Annotated in this window: 20 protein-coding genes; 7 read left to right on the forward strand and 13 right to left on the reverse strand. The window is 42.3% G+C overall.

Going from position 1 to position 12,290, the window contains the following annotated elements; all coding sequences use genetic code 11:
• Positions 1–241: 241 nt before the first annotated feature.
• The 6 genes from ACUJFK_RS10950 to ACUJFK_RS10975 form a co-directional block, all read right to left on the reverse strand.
• Entirely contained in the window at positions 242–778 is a 537-nt protein-coding gene (locus ACUJFK_RS10950; RefSeq protein ID WP_445424866.1) for a hypothetical protein, read from the reverse strand.
• Between the two features lie 327 nt (positions 779–1,105).
• Positions 1,106–1,444, reverse strand: a complete 339-nt coding sequence (locus ACUJFK_RS10955; RefSeq protein ID WP_445424867.1) for a carbon starvation protein CstA — start codon at positions 1,442–1,444, stop codon at positions 1,106–1,108.
• Between the two features lie 465 nt (positions 1,445–1,909).
• A complete protein-coding gene (locus ACUJFK_RS10960; RefSeq protein WP_445424868.1) occupies positions 1,910–2,323 on the reverse strand; it encodes a hypothetical protein in 414 nt (137 codons plus the stop codon).
• Positions 2,324–2,450: 127 nt separating this feature from the next.
• Complete coding sequence (locus ACUJFK_RS10965) at positions 2,451–2,924, reverse strand: hypothetical protein (RefSeq protein WP_445424869.1); 474 nt, start codon at positions 2,922–2,924, stop codon at positions 2,451–2,453.
• Between the two features lie 97 nt (positions 2,925–3,021).
• Positions 3,022–3,747 (reverse strand): hypothetical protein, encoded by a 726-nt coding sequence (locus tag ACUJFK_RS10970; protein ID WP_445424870.1) that lies wholly within the window; start codon positions 3,745–3,747, stop codon positions 3,022–3,024.
• 104 nt (positions 3,748–3,851) lie between these two features.
• On the reverse strand, positions 3,852–4,217 hold the full coding sequence (locus tag ACUJFK_RS10975) for a hypothetical protein (RefSeq protein WP_445424871.1): 366 nt from the start codon (positions 4,215–4,217) through the stop codon (positions 3,852–3,854).
• A 157-nt stretch (positions 4,218–4,374) separates the two neighbouring features.
• Here ACUJFK_RS10975 and ACUJFK_RS10980 point away from each other — a divergent pair, with 157 nt between their 5' ends.
• The 3 genes from ACUJFK_RS10980 to ACUJFK_RS10990 are packed head-to-tail and all read left to right on the forward strand — an operon-like array spanning position 4,375 to position 4,938.
• Positions 4,375–4,620 carry a type II toxin-antitoxin system CcdA family antitoxin gene (locus tag ACUJFK_RS10980; protein WP_445424872.1) on the forward strand — a complete coding sequence of 82 codons (246 nt, stop codon included), beginning with the start codon at positions 4,375–4,377 and terminating at the stop codon, positions 4,618–4,620.
• Complete coding sequence (locus ACUJFK_RS10985; RefSeq protein WP_445424873.1) at positions 4,620–4,802, forward strand: CcdB family protein; 183 nt, start codon at positions 4,620–4,622, stop codon at positions 4,800–4,802. Before ACUJFK_RS10980 ends, ACUJFK_RS10985 begins: the two co-directional genes overlap by 1 nt.
• Positions 4,780–4,938 (forward strand): CcdB family protein, encoded by a 159-nt coding sequence (locus tag ACUJFK_RS10990; RefSeq protein ID WP_445424874.1) that lies wholly within the window; start codon positions 4,780–4,782, stop codon positions 4,936–4,938. The genes ACUJFK_RS10985 and ACUJFK_RS10990 overlap by 23 nt, the downstream gene beginning before the upstream one ends.
• Positions 4,939–5,016: 78 nt before the next feature.
• Here ACUJFK_RS10990 and ACUJFK_RS10995 read toward each other — a convergent pair whose 3' ends face one another.
• A complete protein-coding gene (locus ACUJFK_RS10995) occupies positions 5,017–5,418 on the reverse strand; it encodes a GFA family protein (protein WP_445424875.1) in 402 nt (133 codons plus the stop codon).
• 169 nt (positions 5,419–5,587) lie between these two features.
• On the opposite strand from ACUJFK_RS10995, the gene ACUJFK_RS11000 reads away from it, so the two are divergent.
• Together ACUJFK_RS11000 and ACUJFK_RS11005 are read left to right on the forward strand one after the other, a co-directional pair.
• Entirely contained in the window at positions 5,588–5,872 is a 285-nt protein-coding gene (locus ACUJFK_RS11000) for a type II toxin-antitoxin system RelB/DinJ family antitoxin (protein WP_445424876.1), read from the forward strand.
• A complete protein-coding gene (locus ACUJFK_RS11005) occupies positions 5,859–6,128 on the forward strand; it encodes a type II toxin-antitoxin system RelE/ParE family toxin (protein ID WP_445424877.1) in 270 nt (89 codons plus the stop codon). Before ACUJFK_RS11000 ends, ACUJFK_RS11005 begins: the two co-directional genes overlap by 14 nt.
• Positions 6,129–6,223: 95 nt before the next feature.
• Here the strand turns inward: ACUJFK_RS11005 and ACUJFK_RS11010 are convergent, their stop codons facing one another.
• From ACUJFK_RS11010 to ACUJFK_RS11020, 3 genes are all read right to left on the reverse strand, one after another.
• Positions 6,224–6,625: a GCN5 family acetyltransferase gene (locus ACUJFK_RS11010; protein ID WP_445424878.1), complete on the reverse strand. Its 402-nt coding sequence runs from the start codon at positions 6,623–6,625 to the stop codon at positions 6,224–6,226.
• Between the two features lie 121 nt (positions 6,626–6,746).
• A complete protein-coding gene (locus ACUJFK_RS11015; protein ID WP_226752462.1) occupies positions 6,747–7,007 on the reverse strand; it encodes a hypothetical protein in 261 nt (86 codons plus the stop codon).
• A gap of 107 nt (positions 7,008–7,114) precedes the next feature.
• Positions 7,115–7,351, reverse strand: a complete 237-nt coding sequence (locus ACUJFK_RS11020) for a DUF1496 domain-containing protein (protein WP_445424879.1) — start codon at positions 7,349–7,351, stop codon at positions 7,115–7,117.
• A 36-nt stretch (positions 7,352–7,387) separates the two neighbouring features.
• On the opposite strand from ACUJFK_RS11020, the gene ACUJFK_RS11025 reads away from it, so the two are divergent.
• Entirely contained in the window at positions 7,388–7,540 is a 153-nt protein-coding gene (locus ACUJFK_RS11025) for a hypothetical protein (RefSeq protein ID WP_445424880.1), read from the forward strand.
• 1,695 nt (positions 7,541–9,235) lie between these two features.
• On the opposite strand, the gene ACUJFK_RS11030 is transcribed toward ACUJFK_RS11025, so the two are convergent.
• The 3 genes from ACUJFK_RS11030 to ACUJFK_RS11040 form a co-directional block, all read right to left on the reverse strand.
• Positions 9,236–9,622, reverse strand: coding sequence for a hypothetical protein (locus tag ACUJFK_RS11030; RefSeq protein WP_445424881.1), 387 nt, complete (start codon positions 9,620–9,622; stop codon positions 9,236–9,238).
• A 93-nt stretch (positions 9,623–9,715) separates the two neighbouring features.
• Entirely contained in the window at positions 9,716–10,114 is a 399-nt protein-coding gene (locus ACUJFK_RS11035) for a hypothetical protein (protein WP_445424882.1), read from the reverse strand.
• A 110-nt stretch (positions 10,115–10,224) separates the two neighbouring features.
• A complete protein-coding gene (locus ACUJFK_RS11040) occupies positions 10,225–10,770 on the reverse strand; it encodes a hypothetical protein (RefSeq protein ID WP_445424883.1) in 546 nt (181 codons plus the stop codon).
• A 265-nt stretch (positions 10,771–11,035) separates the two neighbouring features.
• Between ACUJFK_RS11040 and ACUJFK_RS11045 the strand changes: the two genes are divergently transcribed.
• Entirely contained in the window at positions 11,036–12,007 is a 972-nt protein-coding gene (locus tag ACUJFK_RS11045; RefSeq protein WP_445424884.1) for an integron integrase, read from the forward strand.
• The last annotated feature ends 283 nt before the right edge of the window (positions 12,008–12,290 follow it).

Below are 12,290 nucleotides of genomic sequence, written 5' to 3' on the forward strand. Positions count from 1 at the left end.
AAGCGCTATTTCGCGCCTTAGCCTTGCCAACAATTCGAAATCACGCGCAACCCATAACAAAGCTTCGCCGTTGGCTGCACGGCCCTGTTCGGCCTGCTTAGCGCAACAATTATTTTATTCATACTGAATCATGTTTTTAGAAAAACATATCAAGCCCACTCTTAGCTCGCTGCATTCTTTGCCGATCATGAGATTTGATAGACTTACTACGAGCTGTTCACTCATCCCAACCCAATTTTTTTCAAATACGCTTAGCCCATGCAGATCTTTGCATCTTGTAACTATATATATTGTCAGGAACCATGATATTCGGATTGGCTAAAACAAGCGCCTTGAAAAAAGCACGTCGATCAAACCCTCGATAATTCCCGTACATCAGTTGCTTTTGCTCTCCGTTTTTCAGCACCAGCACATTCGACAAAAAGTTTTGCTGGGCATCAGTAACTTGCTTTAATTGCGCTATGTCTGCCATCTTGACTTGCCAGCCCACATCACTAAAAGTAGGGTCAGAATAGCTTAAGGTATCTGGCGTCACGCAAACCCTAATTTGCTTATTTTCAAGCCAAAACCACAGTGCTAATCCAAGCAAAACGGCTTCAATAACCCAAATAGCGATATCCAGCACATTAAGCAGTTGTGTCAGTGCATCCTTATCACTTGTTAAAGGAGGCAGATAGTGGTGAGCAGCCACATATAGAAGGAAGACCACGCCAGCGTTGATCACAAGAAGCCGTGCTGAGGCCCGTTGTTTGCGTGTAAAAATAAAGTACGTTTTCATGTTTTTTCCTTCCCGAACATCCAGTACTTTCGCGCAACAGCCATTGCTGAGATCGCAGATGAGTATACTGCTTAGCCTGCGTATCATACCAAGATTAGCGAAATAGCAGCTTGAAAAGGCTTATTCACAATATCACCCATTAGCCGCACCTGTAGCTACCGCATACAAGTGCAGACACAACCTAAACTAACGTGACGGTACTTCTCTTGGTTAAAAACGCTCTTCGGTTCTAAGCGTTAAAACCTCGTAATCCTCTGAGGTAACAGCCACGGCAAGGCAACGAGTTGTCATTCGAGCACCCAAAGGGCGCGTTTTTGATGGCTATCGTTAGTTGCCAAAACTGATTTTAAACCATAAATAAGCGACATATAAAACAACAGCTATATATACGGCGGAAAACACCAGATTCAGTCTCCAAAGATTTAACCAAAAATGACCTTTAAAATAATTACGTTGTCTTACTGCGTTGTTAAACAAAGCAAATGAGGAAGGTACTAACATTAACGCAGACCAACCAAGCATGGGTAACACCATAAATATAATGCCTATTCCTGCACCTCCAGCGGAGGCTTCTGATGTTTCACCATCAATAGAGGCCAGCATCACATAACCTAAAATAAACCCTGCAATCGCAAGCATAAAACCTAAAAGTTGGAGTGTTCTCATAATCGTCCTTGGTAACTCGCGCTTTACTCAACGGAAAGTGATGAGCGCCAACGAGTTATGTTTTCGATGCAGTAACTTGTAAGCCGCTCAGCACAAGGGCCCCATTTTAAGTGCAAAAGCCCCAAAAAAAGCCACGAATCTTTTTTAAACAGTGAGTTACGTGCCGAAGCTAAGCCCCCTAAATACTCGATTGGTGTTCCCAGTTACACCAATATATCTATTGGAAAATAAAGAACCAAGCCATTTGTGTCCGACTATCCATATTAAATAAGGCGACTTTGTTGTTTTTACGCAACAAATGGCGAGTATTCCAGCTAAAATATGAGTCAAGTCCGTCACAGGTTTAAGCACTTTCAAAGATGAAATTATTGCGGCTATAGACTTTTTGATTGCTGGTATATAACGCTGCCAATCCCGCAGCGGTTTAGATCCAAGCCACGTAATGGCTGTTTGTGATTGCGCTTGTTATGCACGTTTTTTTATAAGCCAGCGCACTGGCATTCTTATTACTGCAAATGTTAAAAACCACACCAATATCAAGCCAAAAGAAGATCCAGCAAACCCAGAATTATACAAAATTTGTTCATCGTCTTTTAACTCGAGGATGAAACCATTAGATTTTAAGTACTTTGCCATTAATGATTTACCTGCCATTTCTGCTTTAAATGCGTCACAAGAACTGTATTTTTGCAAGGTATAGTATTGTTCGCTATTTAAACTAAAGTAACCTAAATAATGTGACCACTTTTTATCTTTTTCGCAGGTAAGTAAACTACCTGCCAGATCGATGTAGCCGATATTTGAATCACTTCTGTTGTTTATAAACCATCCAATAAAAAACAGCGTTAGCACCGCCAATACAAGAAAATCAGCGTTCATTATATTGCTAAATTTGAACATGACTAAATCTCAACAAACTGCAACGCTCTATTAAGGGACAAATTGTAGTGGGCTAAAATGTGGTTCGGAACCAACCAACTGTAATTTGTCGCGCTTTTATAACTTGTTAGGTGCACTTAATTACCTGCACAGGTGAATTACAATGCGCTAAGTTCCCTATTAATTCGTTATTTTCTGGATAGTTAGAACAATTACCGATATTAACAGCATAAACGCTACCATTTGGTTTTATCTCGACATCGACAAAAGATGCAACTAGCTGGTCTTCTAATTGCCGGCTCCAAGTAAAATGATAATTGGTATTGTGTGATTTTAGGAATGTTCTATCTGACACATTAAATTTACTTGTATATGAAGATAAAGCCTTATCCTGATTTTTTATATTTATTGCCGCTGAACGTACTGTCCAAGAAAACGGCCAAGATCTTGTGATATCGACAGATATTTTGCATTCGCCAAGCTCAGGGGTCCGCGATAGCACAGAGACTATCTTTGCGTATTCACTATTCTTTAAACTACTTAAGCCTGCTTGGCAGAGCCAAGTAAAAAGAATAACTATTGGAATCAATTTAAGATTCATAATGGATACGCCTCACGTCCTGTGCTCCTAATACTCCGCGCATTCGCGCGAACTTATCAGCGTCAAAGTGGCCACAGGCCCCGAATGACGCAGTTTGTTAAATGCTATTGTTAGAATATTGCGAAACAATACCTAACCATGTTTTCTCGATTTCAGGCACTAACTTTTGAAATGCGGCTTTTTCCGTATTAATCCTCAAATCGTCTACTGCATCAGAAGTGCTCCAGACACTGGCAGCTTTAACTTCTTGTGCAGTTGCTTCAGAAAGACCATACAAATATTCCGTTCTAACATCGAAAAAGGCCGCAGATACCGTTGTTGTTACAGTAACTTGTTTATTTTTCAAGAAACCTAGCGAAATAACATTCAAAGGAGCGAATTTTTGTTCACCTGCATGAAACGTCGTATCAAAAGTATAGATTAAAAGAATATCTGCTTTCAGGCGTGCTGACGCTTCGCGCAACGCTTTCACAGAATCAAGATCGACTGGAAGCAAAATCCTGTTTAAAGGGGCAATACCGGCAAGTTGAGGTAATTTAGAGAGTCTGATGAAATCGTCATCAGACTCCACTTCTCTCGTCGTAATTACGCTATAACGCCCTGTACCAAAACTATTCACTTTATAAGATTGATAACCGGGAGCTTGAACTCGTGCTACCGACATATTGGCAGGAAAAGTGGCGGCGGGTTTTTTAGACATTAACTCATTGATATCTGAATCAGCTAATTGACTTAACTGAACGCTCCCTCCTGGCGTTGTATAAGAAGCGCAGCCACTCAAGGTGATAGCTAAAGATAACATTACAGCCTTGTATATTTTCATTTGAACTCCTGAACTTGAGTTTAAGCATTAAACGCCCACAGCATGCGCGGCTTTGTAATCAAGGCGCAGCCGTAATGGAAAGGCCGTCGCCGTACCTGTGATTGTTAGGTGCCTTCACGAAGGCTTACTTTAATAACATATTGGAAGTCATCAACCTCAGAAGACTGCCAAAAATTTGTGAAGTTAAAAATTCTTGCTGAATCATAGCTAATTTCAAAAGCTCTCTCACCCGACCAATTGACAGCTAAATTGTCAACCTTGTCAGCAACAAAAATTGGTTTTGCATCATCGTAATCAGTACCCGGAACTACAATATAGATTTGATGCGCAAATCCTGTTGTGGCACCACAGTTTTTAACTACATGTATCGCGGCAGTTTTTTTCTCCAAGTTAACTGCCTGACTAATCACTTCATCGCTGCACGTATCAGCGCAAGCTGAAAGCAAAATGGATATTAATGATATAAACAAAACTCGCATGATCACCTAATGCTCAAGTTTAGCGCGGAAAGCAGCGCATCGGTTTGACGTCGCAGCCAGCGCTATTTGCTGGCGATAAATTTTTTTGTTATGTGCCATGATTACCACTACAGTTAATGCGCATCATAAATGCGCACGGAGTTACTTCATGAGAACCAAATTTAGTTCACAAGCCCAAAAAAAGGCCGCAAATTTTAGTTTAAACAGTGAGTTACTTGCTGAAGCTAAGCGCCTTAATATCAACCTATCCGTTACTATGGAAAAAGCTTTAGAAAAAGAAGTTTCCTCTAAATTAAAAGCTGAATGGTTAGAACAAAACGCCAACTCTATTCAGGCTTACAATGAGCTAACTGAAAAACGCGGCCTTTTCTCTGATTCATACCGAATATTCTGATGTCTCAATTTATTCTTTACAAAAATCTCGACAAAAATACAACTAAAGCTTATCCCTATTTTGTAGACGTGCAAAGTGGGCTGCTTAGTACCCTAAATACTCGATTGGTCATTCCACTTACACCAATATGTCTATTAGACAAAAAAAGTACCAAACCATTTGTGTCCAACTATCCATATTGAACAAGACGACTTTGTTGTTCTTACGCAACTAATGGCGAGTATTACAGTCAAAATATTAGCCGAGCCCGTCACAGATTTAAGGGCTTTCAGAGATGAGATTATCGCCGCTATAGACTTTTTGATTACTGGCATATAACGCCCCTATGCAGCGGCGAGCTTAGCGAGTCCGGCGCCGATAGGCGCGAACTGCCACGGTTTGTTATGTGGTAGCCGCTCACTCTGGCAGCCCCTCGAATTCTGGCACGCCTTCTGACTCCTCGCTCCAAATAGCCTTGCTAGATGTAAATATGTGAGCTGTTGGCGAGATTGATACTTCCGTATCCAAACACCCAGCGGGAATAACTAGAAGACCTGCATCATGAGTGCTTGGCAATGCTGAACCGCAAACCTTACAAAAACTTTTTTTGTGGCGAGTACCTGCAAGCGTGAAGGTTGTCACAGAATCGTAACCCGCCAACCAAGTCAACTTAGCTGACGTCGAAAATAAATTGGCCGCATGAGCAGATCCGGTATCCTTTTGACAATACTTACAATGACACAGATAAAAGCCATCGAAATTTCCTAGCACTTCAAATTTTGCATTGCCACACAGACAAGAACCAAAATAATGAGTCATCAAGTTTCCCTATGTTGGCTATAGTCCAAGCACACATAACGCCCTGCGCATACGCGAGAACTTGTAAGCTTAGCAAGGGCCGTAGGCCCTGAATGACACGGTTTGCTGTGTGATGTTCCAACTATGTGCTACAATGTTTAACATTGCAACACACGCTGGAGTAATTACCATGAAAAGCGAAATGCTTAGCACACGCATCGATCATGACACAAAAGTAGCTTTCACCAACATTTGCGATGATGTCGGGTTAAGTCCATCTCAGGCTTTAAAGCTTTTTGCCCGTGCAGTTATTAATCATGGCGGTATACCTTTTGATATTAAGGCCCGTCAGCCAAATGGCACAACTGCCGCTGCAATTAAAGAATTGGTTGACGGCAAAGGCAAACAAAGCGCATCTGTCGATGATATGTTCAACGAGCTGTCCGAGGGCAAGGTTCCAAATGCTCACTCTTGAATATTCGACACAATTCAAAAAAGATTTTAAAAAAATCACTAAAATGCCTGTTCCCGACATTCTCGAAGTCGGGAAGATTATTTCCCAGTTACAACGCGGTGAAACGCTACCGCCCAAGAATGTTGATCATCCCCTCACAGGAAACTGGCACGGCTTTCGCGATTGCCACATTAAACCAGACCTTGTTCTGATCTATAGAATCAACAACGACACACTACAACTTGCACGCATTGGCTCTCACAGCGAACTTTTCTAGCTGCTGCAAACATCACATAACGCCCGCCACAAACGCGAGCAACTTGCTGCAAGTCGAGCCGCAAAGCGGCGTTTTGATGGCGCTTGTCAGGCATTTCAGCGCACCAAGCCACGAATAATATCAAGTTTATTACTTGGTGCATTCGGAGACATAAAGTCTGGTATTGTATATTCATTTCTCCGAGGACGGCTTAAAAATGCAATCGGCCACTCTGTGACTCTTTCTTCTTTTACATGAATATACTTACCTAGCTCCGGTTCATCGATATATTCTTTTTGCAATATCAGAGCCAATGGAGCATCAGCGCCAAATTCCTTTTGGGAACACTCGATAGCAGTTTCATAGTCTTCGAAGGCATAATAGTAATCATCGCCTGATTCGAGATGACACCAAACCCTATATTCAAGAACTTCATCCCATACATAGCCACCGCCTGCTTTAGATAAAGCAGAATATTCACCAACCATGCTTGGGTCTTTTACTTTTGGATAGCTCATCAACGCTCCATGTAATGCCTAACGCCCAATTAACGGGCAAAAAATTGTTTGCTAAAATGTTGAGGAACGAAACAGCAAACTGTTTTTTGTCCCTTTTGAATTGCTTGTTATATTTTCAATTTTACATGACATTACAATGCGACACTTTGTATTTACCTAACTCGGTTTTGTTTAACTCAACAATCATTATTGTTGGAATATTTTCACCTTTAAACATTAACGCTTTCTTATTATCTATTTCATCAGATTTTTGAAAAGGACTGCCAAGTTCTTTGATAAGTTCTGATTCGAACATTCCGATCTCTACTTGACTGCATGGCTCTATGTCAGCTTCGCTACATCCAACCAACGTTAAGAAAGCTAAAATACTAATTATACGCATGGACTTCCCTGAAAATATAACGCGTTGCTAATGGGCTGCCGCAGCGCAGCGTAGGCAGTCCCGTGGAGGCCACGCCGTTTGTGGCCGGAACGAAATTTAGCAATTTGTTATAACTGATTACGCTGATACTCTTCCCAGACTAAATCTGAACTCTCAGCTTTGCGTACACACTGAACTTTGCGACCGGCTTGCTCCATGATTGATCCAGCAGAATACTCAACGTCTGCGTAATAACAATACTTAGAGAAATCTACTGGTTTTGCGTCGTTGGTATCGTTTGTAGTTTCTGCACTAACAGTTGTTGCAACCAATAATGCCGTAAGCCCGAGTAGTAATCCTTTCATTTTATTGTCTCCTTAAGAAGTTTAATGGTTAAGCTTATGTTGAATGAAGTTATAACGCTCAAAGCAGCTGCGCGGTGTCGCGTCGGCTGGCTTTGCTTGTTAGCAGCCCACACCGGACTTGCGCGGCTTGCCGCACTGGCAAACCTGAACAACGGCAAGCTGCTATTAATTAAAAACTACACCGGTTAACTGCGATACGGCAAGCCAACCGGAACCTGAAAAACTATTTGAGCGAAGCCAAGAAGAACAACGCTACCGCCCCAACCGTTTGCAGCAAACCCGCAAACTGGCGTACGTTAACTTTTGGCGCTGCCGCTAAGAAAACCAAACGCGAGCACGGCCGAACAAAACAACTGACTAAAACCGTTAAAACCCGAACACCTGCTAACGCCCCAATAAGGGGCAGTTGCTTGCCCGCGAAAATAGCGGCAGCGCGGGCGAGTAACTGTCCCAGCAACCGCAGGGAGCGAGCTTAATTGGTTTGTTATACATCGCTTTTAGCTTTACGTGATTCATACATAACTATAAGTAGGCTAGTAATAATAGATAAAGGAATTGTTATTGCCATTGCGTATAAAAAATTACCCAGAGAAATGTTGCCTAACCCGCCATCTCCCCACACTTTTATTAATCCAATAAACAAAATTGCGAACTGAATGAATACAGTGTTACGAATAACGGCGTCCCAAAAAGGAGATTTAACGAACATTTTCAACGTTTCCCACAAGATGTATAACGCAAAGCACACGGGCGACAAGCCGCGCAGCGGGTCGGCGTCCCAGCGGCCGCAGGCCGCGAGTGATGCGCCTTGTTATGGTGCATAGCCCAATGGAATTGAGAGAAATAATGTTAAAAATCCCAATGTATATATGACGATGAATACCATCATAAATTTGCTGAGCGAAGCCAAGCCTGGATCCTTTAAAGCTAGCCATTCGCGTTTAAACAGAAATTTAATAAATGCGATGTTATTTGACAATGAATTGTTCATTATCAAACTAGGCTTGCCCATTTCTTCATATTTCGATGGATGTCTTAACTCTAAAATTTTGAAAATCCTGAAGCAAAGAAAGAACCATACAAAAACTGAACAAAACAGAATGCCAAACATTATTGGAAATAATTCACTCACTCGATGCTCCTTGCACCATAACGCTCAAAGCAGCTGCGCGGTTCGCGTCAGATGCCTTTGCTTGTTAGCAGCCTGAACCAGACTTTCGCGGCTTGCCGCACTGGCAAACCCGAACAACGGCAGACTGCTTTTAATTAAAACTTAACCGACCAGCTGCGATAAGGCGAGCCAACCGGAACCTGTAAAACTGTTGAGCGAAGCCAAGAAGAACAACGCTACCGCACCATCAGAGATTGCACCTAACCGACAAACTGGCGAACTTTAACTTTTGGCGCTGCAGCCAAGAAAACCACACGCGAGCAAGGCCGAAAAAAAACTACTGACTAAAACCGTTAAAACCAGAAAGCCTGCTAACGCTCAAAGCAGCTGCGCGGTACGCGTCGGCTGGCTTTGCTTGTTAGCAGCCCACACCGAACTTGCGCGGCTTGCCGCACTGGCAAACCCGGAACAACGGCACGGCTGCTTTAAATTAAAAACTACACCAGCCAGCTGCGATACGGCGAGCCAACCGGAACCTGTAAAACTGGTTAAGCGAAGCCAAGAAGAACAACGCTACCGCTATCACCGTTTGCAACTAACCCGCAAACTGGCGAACGTTAAATTTTGGCGCTGTCGCTATGAACACAAAACGCGAGCAATGTCGGAATAAAACTACTGACTGAAACCCTAAACACCCGAAAGCTGATAACGCCGCCATAATTTGCCGACTGAAGCACAGCGTAAGGCGGTCAAATTAATGGCCTTGTTATGGCTCATTCGGTAAAGCTCATAGCAATATGAACGTAGAATGGCGATTTTATTGGGCTAGGGAATTTGTCTTTTTCTAGCTCGCCAATCATGCATTGCCCAATATTAGTTTCACGATCTCGATAAACCTTCTCCACGCTCCCCGTTGGGCCAAGAGCGATGACAATTTCAAACTTAGAATCATCTGGACCACTTATTGATTTAAAGCAGCCTTGCAGTACCTTCGAATACTTTTCACCAAAGTAAGGCATCAGTACTTTATATTGATGCTCTTTATAAGTTGGATTTGCCTCTATTTGTTCGGCAATTACTTTCGCTTCTTCAAAGCTTTGTACTAATTCGCCAGCTATGCTATTACACGAAAAAAGTATTAAAAATAGATATGTCTTCACTACTGGCTCCAAGCCATAACGCCCCGCGCATGCGCGCGAACTTGTGAGCGTCGCAGGGGCCGCAGGCCCCGAATGACGCGAATTGTTAGGTGCTTAAGCTGCCACCTTAACGTCTACCAAACCGATTGACTCAACCAAAACTACGTAATCGGCACCAAAAATTAAATATGATTCTAATGATGCATCTGCACGATATGAATCAAGATGAGCATAAAAACTACGCCTGTAATTGGCTGAAGACTTCCAAATTGGAGATTCTTTTGCCCCCTTTTCAAGCGATACCAAGTCAACTTCACTAGGCATACCCGGTAGCGGCGACAACTCGTAATTACTTTCTTCAACACAATAGAATGCAATCACATGGCGGAAGAGCACTTCTATTACCTGCGAGTGGAATGCTAGCTTTATAACAACACCACTTGCATCTGTTCGTACATCGACTTCAGGGTACAAACCAAAATTTTCATCAGTTAGAAAATACGGAGAAAACATCTGCGATCACCTAACGCCCGGCTCACCGAGCAAATTTTTGATGGCGGCTTTTTTGCCACGCAAAAAAGGTGACAGCGGAAATTTGTCCGGTGCAGCCGTTTGTTAAGCCTTTATTGCAACAATGAACGTAATAATGGCGCACGATAACCATTGTCCTTTTCGTTAAACTCAAGCCTCTTCGCAGCAAGATCAATGTTTATAAAAACCTCAGAATAAAGATCTTCCTCTCCGTCGGGATTGAAAAAGAACTTCATCTTGCACGGCGATACTTCAAGCTGTTCGGGATTGCAGGCAAGCCCGACTACTTGGGCATGCACCCTATCTGGAACAGTTGCATTACTTAAGGTTGTGCCGTATAAACTAGCCAGTGACTTTATAAAAGTTTCTGAATCTGAACCGGTGTACCTGAAGAATGCCTCTCCCCAATAGAAAGCATCTTCAATACCTTCAACCTCTTGTGGTTTCCACGAAGGCAGTAGCTCGATTGCAAAACCAACCTTATCGCCTTTCAAGTTGCCTTTGACGACAATTTCATATGAACCAGATTCCAGTTTCTTTGAGCTTGAAATTGTAAAGGCTAAGTCAACGAAACCTTCTTCTTCGCCAACAACTACCGCTGGATAGTCTTTAGCGGAAGAAAAAATACTCCAAATCATTATTAGGATTCCTAAAACGTACTTCATGTGTGCGCCTAGAGGCTTAACGCTTATTCGACAGAAAAGTCCGTATTTAAACACGGACTTTTCCGCAATTGTAAATTTAATAATTTACACATTAACCACAAAAACCTCTGAAGACAATACTTTGCAACATTAAATTTATAAAAGTATGTAACAAATACGGAAATATCCGTCTAACAAGAGCGACTTGACATTTCAAAAATAGCTGTATACTTAAACAGTGTTATGCCGGAGGTGTAAGATGGCAATGCAATCGCCTTTTTTAGACTTTGTCGCAGAAGAAATGTATAAACGCCGCTATGCCAAGCGTACAGTGGAGACCTATGTATACTGGATCCGCTTTTATATTTTATTTCATAAAAAGCAGCACCCTAAAGACTTGAGTGAGGCGCAGGTTGAACAATTTTTAACTTACCTTGCCGTGGAACGGCATGTTGCAGTTCAAACACAAGCACTTGCGTTGAACGCCCTCAGCTTTTTGTATAAAGAGATTTTTCAGCGCCCGCTCGCTCTTAATCTCAACTTTAATCAATCAAGTAAGCCTAGAAAGCTTCCTGTTGTGTTAACAAAAGACGAAATTAAACGCTTATTAAAAGAAATTGATCCAAGCTATCTCTTACTAGCTCAATTGTTATATGGCAGCGGCTTACGTTTAATGGAAGCTGTGCGTTTACGGGTTGCCGCGATTGATTTTGACTATCTGTCGATTATGGTGTGGCACGGTAAAGGCGGTAAACATCGACGCGTTACTCTGGCTCCAGAACTGGTGCCGGCATTAAAACGCCAAATTGCTATAGTTGAAGCTTACTATCATCACGATCTGGCAACTGCAGATTATGCGGGGGTTTGGTTACCATTTGCATTGGCGCGAAAATACCCTAATGCACCAAAAGAGCTTGGTTGGCAGTATTTATTTCCATCTGGCAAACTCAGCATTGATCCTGATTCTAAATTACTGCGTCGTCATCATATAGATGATTCCGGTTTGCAAAAAGCGGTGAAAATTGCAGCTCGTAAAGCGGCTATCAACAAGCATGTTAGCTGTCATACATTGCGACATTCCTTTGCAACCCATCTTTTGCAAGCCGGTATGGATATACGCACCGTGCAAGAGCAATTGGGCCATACCGATGTAAAAACGACGCAAATTTATACCCATGTCTTAAAACAAGGGGGAAATGCTGTGCAGAGCCCGTTATCTCAGCTGCTTTAAATAAACCGTGTGATTGCAATTATCTGACTTAACTCTGTTATATCAATCTACTTTATGTCGGTTGTGTAAGCCCTCTATGCTTTATGGTTTGAGGTTCTGCTTGGCGCTTATTCTTGTACTAGCGGTTTTACCTGTAAAAATAAATCAGAGGAATCAAGTTATTTACAGCGGCGGTCATAATCTGCAGTGAGTATTAGTGCTAGCAGGAATAATGCAAGCACAGTTTTTTAACCGCTACAATGTGAAACTCGTTTTTGTCTGTGTGCATCACGCCAGCCTGACG

It is taken from the genome of Alishewanella sp. HL-SH06 (assembly GCF_052656265.1).

Coding starts and splice junctions, on each gene's coding strand:
- ACUJFK_RS10950 (WP_445424866.1), bottom strand. CDS start 778: ATGAAAACGTACTTTATTTTTACACGCAAACAACGGGCCTCAGCACGG.
- ACUJFK_RS10955 (WP_445424867.1), bottom strand. CDS start 1,444: ATGAGAACACTCCAACTTTTAGGTTTTATGCTTGCGATTGCAGGGTTT.
- ACUJFK_RS10960 (WP_445424868.1), bottom strand. CDS start 2,323: ATGAACGCTGATTTTCTTGTATTGGCGGTGCTAACGCTGTTTTTTATT.
- ACUJFK_RS10965 (WP_445424869.1), bottom strand. CDS start 2,924: ATGAATCTTAAATTGATTCCAATAGTTATTCTTTTTACTTGGCTCTGC.
- ACUJFK_RS10970 (WP_445424870.1), bottom strand. CDS start 3,747: ATGAAAATATACAAGGCTGTAATGTTATCTTTAGCTATCACCTTGAGT.
- ACUJFK_RS10980 (WP_445424872.1), top strand. CDS start 4,375: ATGAGAACCAAATTTAGTTCACAAGCCCAAAAAAAGGCCGCAAATTTT.
- ACUJFK_RS10985 (WP_445424873.1), top strand. CDS start 4,620: ATGTCTCAATTTATTCTTTACAAAAATCTCGACAAAAATACAACTAAA.
- ACUJFK_RS10995 (WP_445424875.1), bottom strand. CDS start 5,418: ATGACTCATTATTTTGGTTCTTGTCTGTGTGGCAATGCAAAATTTGAA.
- ACUJFK_RS11000 (WP_445424876.1), top strand. CDS start 5,588: ATGAAAAGCGAAATGCTTAGCACACGCATCGATCATGACACAAAAGTA.
- ACUJFK_RS11005 (WP_445424877.1), top strand. CDS start 5,859: ATGCTCACTCTTGAATATTCGACACAATTCAAAAAAGATTTTAAAAAA.
- ACUJFK_RS11010 (WP_445424878.1), bottom strand. CDS start 6,625: ATGAGCTATCCAAAAGTAAAAGACCCAAGCATGGTTGGTGAATATTCT.
- ACUJFK_RS11015 (WP_226752462.1), bottom strand. CDS start 7,007: ATGCGTATAATTAGTATTTTAGCTTTCTTAACGTTGGTTGGATGTAGC.
- ACUJFK_RS11020 (WP_445424879.1), bottom strand. CDS start 7,351: ATGAAAGGATTACTACTCGGGCTTACGGCATTATTGGTTGCAACAACT.
- ACUJFK_RS11025 (WP_445424880.1), top strand. CDS start 7,388: ATGTTGAATGAAGTTATAACGCTCAAAGCAGCTGCGCGGTGTCGCGTC.
- ACUJFK_RS11035 (WP_445424882.1), bottom strand. CDS start 10,114: ATGTTTTCTCCGTATTTTCTAACTGATGAAAATTTTGGTTTGTACCCT.
- ACUJFK_RS11040 (WP_445424883.1), bottom strand. CDS start 10,770: ATGATTTGGAGTATTTTTTCTTCCGCTAAAGACTATCCAGCGGTAGTT.
- ACUJFK_RS11045 (WP_445424884.1), top strand. CDS start 11,036: ATGGCAATGCAATCGCCTTTTTTAGACTTTGTCGCAGAAGAAATGTAT.